This is a genomic window from Anaeroglomus insulsum (assembly GCF_050689095.1).
GTDB classification, from domain to species: Bacteria; Planctomycetota; Phycisphaerae; order Sedimentisphaerales; family Anaerohalosphaeraceae; genus Anaeroglomus; species Anaeroglomus insulsum.
The window spans coordinates 55969-68737 of record NZ_JBOGCL010000004.1 but is presented as its reverse complement, the minus strand read 5'-3'; the positions used below and the strand labels follow the sequence as shown (position 1 = coordinate 68737).

The following is a 12769-nucleotide window of genomic DNA, read 5'->3' as shown; positions in this document are numbered from 1 at the left end:
AGAGTGACTATGGAAAAGCCCGATCACAGGATATCTCAAACTGCCCCCGAAACGTCATCCCCAAAACGCAACTGGAACAAGGCCTGGATTGTCAAATTCCTGCTGCCGGCGGTCATTCTGGTTCTGACCATCGGATTTGCCAAGCACCAGATCGACACCCGCCCCAGAGCAGCCCAGCAAAAACCGTCACCGCAGGCCCGCCTGGTCACGGTGGAAATCGCTCAACAGGCCGACCACACCACCGTCCTTTCGGCGATGGGAACCGTCATCCCCGCCAAATCCATTACCCTCACGCCGGAAGTGACTGGAAAGATTATCTCGATCAGTCGGGATGTTGTCCCCGGCGGCCTCATCCATGAAGGCCAGGAACTGTTTCGAATCGATTCCCGGGATTATGAAACCGTGGTCCAACAGCGTCAGAGCGAACTGGCTCAGGCCCAATTGAATCTGAAACTCGAATACGGCAGCCAGGCCATCGCACAGCATGAGTACACACTCCTGGCCGAAACACTTCAGGATCAGGATCGCGAACTGGTGCTGCGGGTTCCCCATCTGGACAAAGCCAGGGCCGCCCTGGAAGCTGCAACCGCAGCCTTGGCCAAGGCACAACTGGACGTCCAGCGCTGCCTGATCACCGCCCCGTTCAACGCCATCATTCAGGACAAACTTGAGGACATCGGGGCCAGGGTATCGGCTTCCACGCCGCTGCTGACCCTGGTCGGGACCGATGAGTACTGGATCGAAGCCCTGGTTCCGGTCGATCAACTCCAATGGATTCGTATTCCCCGCAGCCCGTCTGAACCGGGAGCTTCCGTCAAGGTCTATAATACCGCCTGGGGGGATACGGTGTTTCGGGAAGGCACCGTGATTCGTCTGCTGGGTCAACTGGAGTCGCAGGGGCGTATGGCCCGGCTTCTGGTCTCCGTCAGAGACCCGATGTGCCTGGAACCCTATTCCACCCAAGCCCCTCCCTTATTGATCGGCTCTTATGTCCGCCTTGAAATCGAAGGACAAACCCTTTCATCGGTGATCCCCCTCCGGCGAAATTATCTGCGTGACGGCAGCTATGTTTGGATTATGAACGATCAGGATATCATGGAAATCCGTCCCGTCAGGATTGTCTTCCGGGACAAGGACACCGTGTACATCTCGGAGGGCATCCGCCACGGCGAACGCATCGTAACCACCGACATCTCCGCACCCGTCAACGGCATGCGGCTGCGATTGAACGACGCACCCGTCGCCCCGGCAGCGGAGTCCCAGTCAGGCCAGGATAAAGTCCGCGGAGAGAACCAGTAATGGACAACAAGATTCAGACCGATGAGACCCGGGGAGTCATTGCATGGATGACGCACAACCGGGTGACTCCAAACCTGCTGATGCTGATCTTTTTGATCGGGGGAGCCATCCTTGCCCTGACCATCAAGAAAGAAGTCTTCCCTGAATTTGAGCTGGATATGGTCACCGTCAGAGTGCCTTATCCCGGCTCAAGTCCCGAGGAAGTCGAACAGGGCATTATTCTTTCAGTGGAAGAGGCCATTCGCGGCCTCGATGGGATCAAGGAAATCACCGCCACCGCATCCGAGGGATTCGGACTGGTCACTGCCGAATTGCTCGAAGGTGCCGATCAGCAGAAAGTCTATCAGGACATCAAACAGGAAATTGACCGGATTACCACCTTCCCCGAAGACGCCGAAAGGCCCGAAGTCAGCATGGTCATCCGCCGTCGTGAAGTCATTCAGCTTGAGCTCTACGGCGATGTCTCCGAATGGGTTTTGCGGGATGTCGCCGAGCAGGTCCGCGACAGCCTGCTGCAATCCCCCGGCATCACCCAGGTGGAATTGGACGGGGCCCGGGATTATGAAGTCCAGATTCTGATTGACCAGGAAACCCTGCGAACCTATGGCCTGACGCTGCAGACCATTGCCAGCAAAATCAGGGCTGCGGCCATTGAATTGCCCGGCGGCTACATCGAAACCCCCGGCGGAGACATCCTCCTGCGGGTCAAGGAACGCCGCGACTGGGCCAACCAATTCGCCCAAATCCCCATTATCACCACCGCAGACGGGTCGGTACTGCACCTGGAAGATATCGCACAGGTCAAAGACGACTTTGTGGACTCCGATCGCTTTGCATATTTCAACGGCTTCCGAGCCATCGGCATTGAAGTCTTTCGCGTCGGCAAGCAGACCCCCATCAGCGTCTCCACAGCAACACGAAACGCCATGAAAACCATCGAGAGCCAATTGCCGCCGGGCGTGCACTGGAGCATCAGCAGCGACGATTCCGAAGTCTATCGTCAGCGGCTGACTCTGCTGCTTAAAAATGCCGCTTATGGTCTGGTTCTGGTTTTGCTGCTGCTGGGACTGTTCCTCGAATTCAAGCTGGCTCTCTGGGTCATGATGGGTATTCCCACATCCTTTCTGGGGGCATTTCTGTTTTTGCCCTCCATGGATGTAACCATTAATATGATCTCCATGTTTGCCTTCATCATCGCGCTGGGTATTGTCGTGGACGATGCCATCGTCGTCGGCGAAAATGTGTATGATTACCGCAATCGCGGCCTGAGTTTCATCAATGCCGCCATTCAGGGAACCCGGGATGTCATGGTTCCGGTCGCCTTCAGCATCATCACCAATATCATCGCCTTTGTACCCTTGTGTTTCATGCCCGGGATGATGGGAAAGATTTGGAAAGTCATCCCGATGGTGGTCATCACGGTCTTCAGTATTTCGTGGATCGAGTCCATTGTGATTCTTCCCTCCCACCTGGCCCACGCCCATCGCACCAGCAAAGGCCGTCTGGCAACCTTCCTCCATAACCAGCAGCAGGCCTTCAGCCGGAAATTCGAAAAGTTTGTTGAACGCGTATTTGCTCCATTCCTCGACAAGTGCATCCAATACAGGCAAATTACCCTGGCCCTGGGGGTCGCCGTCTTTATCGTCGTCTGCAGTTATGTCTTTAGTGGACGGGTGGGAATGATTCTCATGCCGCGGGTGGAAGCGGATGCCGCTGTTGTCACCGCGACTCTGCCGTTTGGAAGTCCTTTATCCAGGGCCATTGAAATCAGCACTCTGCTGGAGACCAAGGCACAAGAGGTCGTCGCAGAAAATGGAAACGACAAATTAAGCAAGGGCATTTTTACCCGTATCAACGAAAATGTGGTCGAGGCCCGCATTTATCTGACGGATCCGGAAATCCGTCCCATCAGCACCGTCCGAACCACGGAACTGTGGCGTCAGAAGGTCGGCCAGATCCCCGGCCTTGAATCACTCCGGTTCGAATCGGACCGCGGCGGACCGGGTTCCGGGGCCTCCCTCACCATCGAGCTGAGCCATCGGGATATCGCTGTCCTCGACAGAGCCAGTGAAAAACTGGCCGCCCTGCTGAGCAATTTCCCGAATGTCAAGGATATTGATGACGGCTATACGCCCGGCAAGGAACAGTTAAACTTCAAAATCAAGCCCGAAGGACAGAGTCTGGGACTGACTGCCCAGGAAATCGCCCGCCAGGTGCGAAATGCCTTTTATGGCGCCGAAGCCATCCGTCAGCAGCGCGGACGCAACGAAATTCGGGTCCGGGTCAAACTGCCCCAGGAGCAGCGAAACAGCGAATATGATATCGAACAGCTCCTGATTCGAACACCCCAGGGAACCGATGTGCCCCTGATGCAGGTTGCGGAGGTGGAACGCGGCAGATCCTATACCAACATCAATCGCAGAAATGCCCGCCGGGCCGTTACCGTTACCGCCAACGTCGAGCCGATTGACGATACCAGCCGCGTCAAGGCTACTCTGGAAGAAAGCATCCTCCCGCAGCTGGTCCGCGATTTCCCGGGCTTGTCCTATGCCTGGGAAGGCCAGCAGCAGGACATGGCCGAAGGCATGCAGAACCTGTACATGGGATTCCTGTTTGCCATGCTGGGCATTTTTGCCATGCTGGCCATTCCCTTTAGAAGCTACTTTCAGCCGCTGATTGTGATGATTGCGGTTCCTTTCGGCATCGTCGGGGCCATCCTCGGACATATGATGATGGGCTACTCGTTAAGCATGATGAGCATGATGGGCATCGTTGCCCTCTCCGGCGTGGTAGTCAACGATTCGCTGGTCCTGATCGATTATGCCAATCAGATTCGAAAGCAGACCGCAGTATCCGCGTTCGAGGCGATTCGCCAGGCCGGCATCCGGAGGTTCCGGCCGATTATGCTGACCACGCTGACCACCTTTGGCGGACTGGCCCCCATGATCTTCGAGACCTCACGACAGGCTCGTTTTATGATTCCGATGGCGATTTCCCTGGGCTTTGGCATTTTGTTCTCAACCGCCATCACCCTGGCCATTGTCCCGTGCCTGTACACCCTGCTCGATGATGCCGGAAAGGCCCTCACCAAGTGGATCGCGGTCTTCAAGGATGAAAGACCCGGCACAGAGAATGCCCTGAACTGCGAAAATCCGTAGGCCGGTTTTCGCATCGTACCGCCGGTTCGCACGGCTCACAATACCGCTGGAGAGGCACTGTCTGGTCAGATACCAAGAGTCGCACCGGAATCTGGTATCCCAGACACCGTTTATTCCTGTTCTATATCCACGGCCAGAATCCCAACGCAGGTCTGGTCGTGCCGGGGTTTCATCACAATGCGAACCTTATCCGTTCGCAGCGGGTCCGCCGGATGCACAGTATTATAATTGTCCGCCAGCGTGCTGTACTGGTCGGTATTGTAGATTTTCACATTCTTCCACGAACCGTCCGCCAGGGTCTGCAGGCACCACGACTCCGGCAGCTGAACCCCGCCGTTATCGTTATACCAGTACACACTCACGCTGACGATTCGGTGCACCTGCCCCAAATCAATCTCGACCCACTGCGGCCTGCCTTTCTGCGGCCAGCTCGTCCAGCGGGGAATCGAGGTATCGGATGACGATTGCGGCGTATGCCGCATACGCACCGCATCCACCGTATCCTGGTCAAAGGTATGCGATGCCCGCACTGCCGAAAACTTCATATTCCGCGGATCACGCATATCCAGCTTGGCCAGCTCTCGCCCCGTACCAATCCAGGTAATCATCGAACTGCGATCCCGATTGCTCCAGGCATAATAAGGAATCAGCTTCAACTGCGACTCCCGCACGCCATCAGCGGTCAATTCATTGGCGGGAATCGTAACCTCAATCAGCCCCGCCAGCTTGCCGGTTTCGATGCGGCGGATCGTGGCCTGCCCCACAGCCTTCCCCGCATCCACAAAAAACCGCTGCACCGCCCCGCCGTTATCGATGCCTTCGGCACAATACACCAGCGGCCCCCGCGAGAAAGACACCCGCCCGCGATTGGCCGCAACCTGCTCGATGCAGGTATTGGCCTTCAGCGGCATCGGCAGCTTCAGATGAATGCGATCCCCTGCCTTCCAGAGCCGCTCGATCCGTGCAAAGCCTTTTTCGACCGCAGCCTCAATCCGCTGGCCATTGACCTCAACCGTCCATCCCGAAGAGGGATCGCTGTAGGCATACAGCCGCCCGGGCACAAATTGACTGCCCGCCCACGTCGGAATCCGGAGATTCAATGGAAACCGAACCGCCTCTTGCGGATCAATCTGCAGCTCAATTGCTCCCGAATACGGATAATCCGTCGTCTGCCTTAATGCGACCTTCATCCCGTTCAATTCAACCGCCGTCCGGCTGCTGCCGTAAAGCACCATATAAACCTGTGTGCCGTCGGTGGCATACAGATAGCCGGGGACCTGCGGAATCAGCCTTGCGATATTGGACGGACAGCAGGCCGTCCCAAACCACCCCGAGCGAGGCTGATGCCCATCGTCAGCCTCCAGCGGGTTCGGATAGAAAAAGCTCTTGCCGTCCAGCCCGATCCCCGACAGGCAGTTATTCAGCAGCGCTACCTCCGCCACATCCGCGTATTTGCCATCGCGATACTTCAAAAACATCCGCATATTGAAAAACACATTCCCCACCGCCGCACAGGTTTCCAGATAGGTATCCTTGTTGGGCAGCTCATACGACGGCCCGAATCCCTCAATCCCATGCACTGCCCCCAGACCGCCGGTGATATGCATCTTCGTATCCACTATATTGTGCCAGATGGAATCCAGGGCAAAGCTGTAATCCGACAAACCCAGAAGACTGTCCGCCTCGGCCATCGCCGCATATAAATACGTCGCACGTACCGCATGCCCCACCGCTTCGGTCTGCTTGGCCACCGGCGCGTGCTGCTGGGCATACGTCGGCGAATTCACCCCCGTCCCGTCCGGAATATACGTCACCCCCCGGATTTCCAGAAAACGCTTGGCCATATCCAGATACAGCCGCTTGCCCGTATAATGATACAGCTTCATCAGCCCCAGTTCGATTTCCTCATGCCCCGGGGCCTGGTTCACGGGTTTGCCATCATTATAATTCGGATCGCCCTCAAAAAACACCCGATGGATATGCCGGGCGCTCTTTTCCGCAACCTCCAGCAGTTTGGTCTTGCCGGTCGCCTGCGCATACGCCACGGCCGCTTCATACAGATGACCCACATTATAAAGCTCATGACTGTGCAGCACATAACTGTAAGGACGAGGCCCCATCTCCTCCACAATCGGATTGCCGCAGATATGCGACACATACAGGTAGCCATCCGCCTGCTGGGCTCGCGCTATAATATCGATAATGCGGTCCATCGTGGCCTCAATCTCGGGATTCGGCTCGGCAGCAATCATCAGTGCCGCCCCTTCCATCACCTTATAGAGGTCCGACGTATTAAACCGATGGGCTTCGGGTTTGGGACCGCCTTTGTTTTCCAGATACTCAGCACACATCCGCAGCCGCCGCTGGGCCACCTCCGTCTGGGTAAAGGCATGAGGCAGCGTATCCTGGACCAGCATCTTGATCCGCGGCGCCCAGATCACATCGTCCATTTTGACCCGTTCAAATGGAACCATTTTGACCGTGTCCGAGGCCGTCGCCGCCGCACACCAGACAACCCCGCACAATCCCAGCATCATAACCTCAGCCCAACAATGTCTGCGATTCTGAGTCATTCTGTATCCTTTCGCATAGTGTCACAAGAAAGACAAATCGAACTTCCAATGATTCCGTTTTGGCGATGTCGGATGCTATCGGTCACCGTTTAAGCTTGAGCTGTTTATACTTGCTGCGGCGGTGAGCCAGACGTTCGGGGTTCTCGGACTGAATCTTTTCCTCGTAGGTGGCAAAGTTGCCCTGGAACCACTGGGTTTTGCCGTTGCCTTCGAAGATCAGCAGGTGAGTGCAGATTCGGTCGAGGAAAAACCGGTCGTGGCTGATGACCATCGCACAGCCCTGGAAATCGATGATGGCCAGCTCCAGAACCCGCATGGTGTCCACGTCGAGGTCGTTGGTGGGTTCATCCAGCAGCAGAAGGTTGCCGCCGGTGCGGAGCATTTTGGCCAGATGAATGCGGTTGCGCTCCCCGCCGGAACATTCACAGACTTTTTTCTGCTGCTGGGAGCCTCGGAAATTGAACTTGGCGACATAGGCCCGTGAAGAAATGGATAGCCCCCCAACATCAATCTTGTCTTTGCCGTCGGTGATTTCCTCGAAGATGGTTTTATTGCCGTCCAGCGTATTGCGATGCTGATCCACATAACCAATGGCAACCGTGCTGCCAATCTCGATGGAGCCGGCATCAGGCTGCTCCTGCTGGGTAATCAATTTGAACAACGTGGTCTTGCCAATACCGTTGGGGCCGATTACACCCACGACAGCATTGGGAGGCAGCTCAAACGTGCAGCGGTCCAGCAGCAGATTGTCACCGTAGCTCTTGCACACATCCTTGAACGACAGCACCTTGTCGCCCAGACGCGGGCCGGTGGGAATTTGAATCAGCACATCGCTGTTACGGTCTTCAGCAGAAATAGTAGTCAGTTCTCCATAGGCGTTGATACGGGCCTGGTTCTTCTGGTTGCGGTCACGCGCCGAAGCCGTAATCCATTCAAGTTCGCGGGCCAGGGTCTTCTGTCGCGGAGACTCTTTTTTCTCCGTTTGGCGGAGTATCTCCAGCTTCTGTTTAAGCCAGGACGAATAATTGCCTTCAAACGGAATCCCGCGGCCTTTGTCCAGCTCCAGAATCCACTTGGTAATGTTATCTAAAAAATAGCGGTCGTGAGTGGCAATAATGACGGTTCCCGGATAGTCACGAAGGGCAACTTCCAGCCACTGGACGGTTTCGGCGTCCAGATGATTGGTCGGTTCATCCAGCAGCAGCAGGTCCGGTTTTTCCAGCAGGGCCATGGACAGGGCCACACGGCGGCGTTCCCCCCCGGACAGCTGACTGACAGGGGTATTATCCGGGGGCAGCACCATCGCATCAGAGACAATATCCATCAAACGCTCGGTTTCCCAGCCCTCGCAGGCATCAATTTTATCCTGAAGAACACCCAGTTCTTCCAGCAGCTTGTTCATCATCTCATCGGACTGAGGTTCGGCCAGTTGCTCCGAGATTTGGTTGAAGCGGTCCACCATATCGAGGGTGGGCTGGATAGCCGTCATCAGGTTCTCGCGGATGGTTTTATTCAAGTCAATCTGGGGCTCCTGAGCAACGTAGCGGACTTTCATTCGGGGAGCCAGCCGGGCTTCGCCGTGGAAGTCCTTGTCGATTCCGGCCATGATGCGAAGCAGCGTGCTTTTACCGGATCCGTTCTCGCCGATGACACCGATTTTGGCACCATAATAGAACGAAAGAGAAATATTGCTTAACACGTTCTTTTCGCCATAACGCTTGGACACATCCAGCATTTCAAATACAAATTGTGGAGGCATTGGATACAATTCCTTTATCATTAACACCTATTATTTTGCCGCCGACAGGGCCGCAGAATATATCGAATACGGACTAAGCTGAATCTTGGACCGACAATTTCATCCAAATTCTGTGAATTCGAATCGTTGGGTCAAAAAGAAGTACTTCTATTACCACATTCCGGGACCAAACACAATATGATACTCACTATGAACAGACAAGAGACATAAAAAGACAAAATAAGCCTTGTATGTCTATAAAAATAACTAAATGTACTCCTCTTGTCATAGCTTAATTCTATTATGAATAAATAACTTGTATTTCTGATATGAAATCCCCCTTAATCAATCCTAAATTGTTTCAGGCAAATATCGCAAGATCAATAACAGACTTAACCTGTCAAGTAACTCTCATTGAAAGCCGCACAGACATTCTGCTTGTTTCAACACAGGGACACTTTCTTGTATTCCTATCTACTTATATATAAATATATTTTTTAAAAACTTTCTTTTTTGTTAGCAATTATTATTCTCCATCTGACATATATAATGAGGTCAGGTTGAGCAAGCCAATAAGCATCATTTCCAGACCGAGTTTATAGTTTTTCTACACATTACCAACTATGAACTGTCTTAAGAAGGAGCAGAAATGATAAACGAACCCAATTTAGTACGTCGCGGCTATGTCGGAAAGCGTTACCCCGTGGTAGCTCGCGGCATAAACCCGGACGTTGTCCGGCCAAACGAACCCAATTTGGTGCGTCGCGGCTATGTCGGCAAGCATTACCCCGTGGTAGTTCGCGGCATAAACCCGGACGCTGTCCGGCCAAACGAACCCAATTTCAGGCCAGAGATGAGCTGTTGCTTTCCCCTGCATAAAGCCGTACAATCATTGTTCTATTATGGCAAAAACAGCACAACAATCAGGTCAATTGGTAATTCGGGACTGCGGCCTGGCCGAGTATGGCCAGATCCTGTCCGTCCAGCAGGAGCTGCTGGCAGCCCGGCAGGAAGACTCGGTCCCAAATACGATCCTTGTGGTCGAACATCACCCGGTCATCACACTGGGGGCTCGGAAAAGCGAGAACAAGCTCCGAGCCGACGATGCAGCATTGCGGGCAAAAGGCATCGAGATTGTGTCCATCGGTCGCGGCGGCGGTACCACCGCCCACAACCCCGGCCAGCTTGTCATTTACCCCATCGTCAAACTCAAGAGCCTTAACATTGACGTCACCGAATTCGTCCGCCGAATTGAGCAGGTCGGACTGGAGTTGCTGGCCCAGTTGGACATTACCGCCAACCGCAAAAAAGGTCTGCCGGGCCTGTGGGTTGGCGACGAGAAAATCGCTTCCGTCGGCGTCCAGATCAAAAAATGGGTCACCATGCACGGCATCGCCATAAATATCCAGAATGACCTGTCGATTTTTGATTGGATTGTCCCCTGCGGGCTGGACGGAGTTACTATGACTTCAGCCGCCCGACTGACCGGCAAACAGTACAATATGAACACGATTCACCAGGCGGCTGCACAGCTTTGCCGCAGACTATTTTCAAAGGAACACGAACGACATGGAACCCAAACGCAGACTACCCGAATGGCTTAAACGCCGCATCGGCTCCGGCCAGACCTTTCAGCATACACATCAGACACTCAACACACTGAGGCTGGAGACCATCTGCACCCACGCCAACTGCCCCAACCGCGGGGATTGCTGGAGTCGCGGCACGGCCACCGTCTTAATTCTGGGCGATGTCTGCACACGCAACTGCAAATTCTGCTCCGTGGGTCACGGCAAACCCAAACCCGCCGACCCTACGGAACCGGCCCGTGTGGCGGCAATGGCAGTCGAGATGAAACTGCGATTCCTGGTGATTACCAGTGTGGATCGCGACGACCTGCCCGATGGCGGTGCGGGGCATTTTCGCGATGTCATTCAGGCCTGCCGCAATGCCAGCCCGGAATTGAAGTTCGAATTGCTCGTGCCGGATTTCCGCGATTGCCAGGACCAGGCACTGGACATCCTCGACCCGGCCCGTCCATTTATCTTCGGTCACAATATCGAAACCGTTCCCGCGCTGTACCCGATTGCCCGGCCTGGCGGCGATTACCGACGGTCGCTGAACCTGCTGGAAAAGGCCCACACCCGCTGGGCCGACACCCAGACCAAATCGTCTATTATGTTGGGCCTGGGCGAGACCGACGGACAAATTCTGGATGTCCTTAAAGACTTGCGATCTGTCGGCTGCAGTCGGGTTGCCATTGGGCAGTATCTCAAGCCCGACAAACACGCACTGGATGTTGTTGAGTATATTCATCCGGATAAATTCGACTACTGGGCACAAACCGCCAAAGACCTGGGCTTTTCCTGGGTCCAAAGCTCCCCCTTTACCCGCAGTTCCTACCACGCAGAACAGGAATAATACACGACTTTTTTCATCTTGTGCCATTTCGCATCTGCCAGATTGGCCTTTATCGGACGTTTTGCAGATTGATTTTCATAATACATATTTTACTCATCAATAATCCGTATTGTTACTGATGTCAGGGGATTATTTAGGACTACGCAAAAAAAGTATTCTCGTCACGGTCTTGCGTTATTGGCCGCGTTATTATTCCTGGCGGTTTTTTCTGCCTTATCGGTCGGCTTTCTGAGCCTGTCCAGCGCCAACACCCAGATTGCCTGCAATCACAAGCATGGCAACGGTGCCCTGACCAGCGCCCTGTCGGGCTACGAGGTCGTGCGTTATCTGATGGAGGGGATTCAGATTTACGGCATGCATCCTGCCGGCACGGTGTATGAAGTCTATCAGCAGCTTCAGAATCGCATCAGCAGTTATGGGATGAGCTGCATTCAGGCCAGCTACAATCTCTCGGCAAACAAGATTACTGTAACCAATGTTCCCCTGACAGCAAACGGCAGCAAATCCTTCTATTTCACCCTGACCGGCGATGATACCGATTCGAACCTGTTTCATACCACCATTACCGGTATCAACGGCGATATCAGCCGGCGCATCGCGGTGAACTATCAACTGATTGCCCGCGGTCACAGCGTATTTGATTTCGGTATCGCCACCAAAGGTCCCCTGCTGATGAGCGGACAAACCTCGGTCAGCGGCGTCAACATTGCGGTGGAATCCGATGTGTTCATCGATGCCAATACGACCGGCGATTCCTTTACCATCAGCAACCAGGCTCTTGTGCAGGGCAATGTGCATATTGTCAATCCTTATGCGTCTTATACCATCGGCAACAAATCCAGCATTGGCGGTGAAACCGGCAAAGCGGCGGAAGACCACGTGTATGTGGTGGTCGATCCCGTGGATTTTCCCACTGCCAACCCCACGTATTTTCGACAATTTGCCACCGGTCCCACCATCGATAAAACCAACGTAAATAATTATACCGTTCTGGAAAACGCAGTGATTGCGGCGGGAACCAATCCCACGTTTGCCAGTGATATGGTGATTAAAGGGGTATTGTATGTTGAACAACCCAATACCGTCAAATTCTCTGCCAAGACCACGGTGCAGGGTATTATCGCGGCGGAATCGCAGGCCGGCGTCATCAATACTGCCAATAGCCTTCAATTTACCGGCCAAGTTGTCTGTGTGGATGTGTCCACCCTGGAAGGGTCGCAATTTGATGCCATACGGAGAGAAACCGGTACGTTTTTGATGGCACCCGGATTTTATGCGGACTTTACCGGACAGGCCAACGTGATCAATGGCGTGATGGCCGTGGGCGGCATTCGCTTTACAGGGGATGCCGGCGGTACCATCAATGGTTCGATTATCAATTACTCCTCTGTGCCTGTCACCCTGCAGGGACAAAGTGAGCTGTTGTTCAACCGTTCCGGCACGTCCCAGAATCCTGCAGGTTTTGTCCCTGTCAGGACGATTACCCTTGATCCCTCCTCATATTGCGAAATTTAACTTACCGGACTTACACTCCCCCTTGTTTTCAACCGCAACATTTGCCATATTTTCTTTAGAGATGT

7 protein-coding genes are annotated in these 12769 nt (G+C 54.1%); 5 read left to right on the top strand and 2 right to left on the bottom strand.

Going from position 1 to position 12769, the window contains the following annotated elements:
- Window positions 1–9: 9 nt before the first annotated feature.
- The gene (locus ACQ9LF_RS05050) at window positions 10–1299 is read left to right on the top strand and encodes an efflux RND transporter periplasmic adaptor subunit (protein ID WP_462488288.1); all 1290 of its coding nucleotides are present in this window, start codon (window positions 10–12) and stop codon (window positions 1297–1299) included.
- Window positions 1299–4457 (top strand): efflux RND transporter permease subunit, encoded by a 3159-nt coding sequence (locus tag ACQ9LF_RS05045; protein ID WP_462488287.1) that lies wholly within the window; start codon window positions 1299–1301, stop codon window positions 4455–4457. The genes ACQ9LF_RS05050 and ACQ9LF_RS05045 overlap by 1 nt, the downstream gene beginning before the upstream one ends.
- A gap of 110 nt (window positions 4458–4567) precedes the next feature.
- Here ACQ9LF_RS05045 and ACQ9LF_RS05040 read toward each other — a convergent pair whose 3' ends face one another.
- Both ACQ9LF_RS05040 and ettA read right to left on the bottom strand, forming a co-directional pair.
- Complete coding sequence (locus ACQ9LF_RS05040) at window positions 4568–7030, bottom strand: glycoside hydrolase family 127 protein (protein ID WP_462488286.1); 2463 nt, start codon at window positions 7028–7030, stop codon at window positions 4568–4570.
- A gap of 82 nt (window positions 7031–7112) precedes the next feature.
- The gene (gene ettA / locus ACQ9LF_RS05035; protein WP_462488285.1) at window positions 7113–8789 is read right to left on the bottom strand and encodes an energy-dependent translational throttle protein EttA; all 1677 of its coding nucleotides are present in this window, start codon (window positions 8787–8789) and stop codon (window positions 7113–7115) included.
- 881 nt (window positions 8790–9670) lie between these two features.
- Between ettA and lipB the strand changes: the two genes are divergently transcribed.
- The 3 genes from lipB (at window position 9671) to ACQ9LF_RS05020 (ending at window position 12704) form a co-directional block, all read left to right on the top strand.
- Window positions 9671–10372 (top strand): lipoyl(octanoyl) transferase LipB, encoded by a 702-nt coding sequence (gene lipB, locus ACQ9LF_RS05030; protein ID WP_462488284.1) that lies wholly within the window; start codon window positions 9671–9673, stop codon window positions 10370–10372.
- The gene (gene lipA / locus ACQ9LF_RS05025; RefSeq protein WP_462488283.1) at window positions 10338–11189 is read left to right on the top strand and encodes a lipoyl synthase; all 852 of its coding nucleotides are present in this window, start codon (window positions 10338–10340) and stop codon (window positions 11187–11189) included. The genes lipB and lipA overlap by 35 nt, the downstream gene beginning before the upstream one ends.
- A gap of 177 nt (window positions 11190–11366) precedes the next feature.
- The gene (locus ACQ9LF_RS05020; protein ID WP_462488282.1) at window positions 11367–12704 is read left to right on the top strand and encodes a hypothetical protein; all 1338 of its coding nucleotides are present in this window, start codon (window positions 11367–11369) and stop codon (window positions 12702–12704) included.
- The last annotated feature ends 65 nt before the right edge of the window (window positions 12705–12769 follow it).

What these genes read in the sequence shown, in the direction of transcription:
- ACQ9LF_RS05050 (WP_462488288.1), top strand. Translation starts at nt 10, where the DNA reads ATGGAAAAGCCCGATCACAGGATATCTCAAACTGCCCCCGAAACGTCA.
- ACQ9LF_RS05045 (WP_462488287.1), top strand. Translation starts at nt 1,299, where the DNA reads ATGGACAACAAGATTCAGACCGATGAGACCCGGGGAGTCATTGCATGG.
- ACQ9LF_RS05040 (WP_462488286.1), bottom strand. Translation starts at nt 7,030, where the DNA reads ATGACTCAGAATCGCAGACATTGTTGGGCTGAGGTTATGATGCTGGGA.
- ettA (WP_462488285.1), bottom strand. Translation starts at nt 8,789, where the DNA reads ATGCCTCCACAATTTGTATTTGAAATGCTGGATGTGTCCAAGCGTTAT.
- lipB (WP_462488284.1), top strand. Translation starts at nt 9,671, where the DNA reads ATGGCAAAAACAGCACAACAATCAGGTCAATTGGTAATTCGGGACTGC.
- lipA (WP_462488283.1), top strand. Translation starts at nt 10,338, where the DNA reads ATGGAACCCAAACGCAGACTACCCGAATGGCTTAAACGCCGCATCGGC.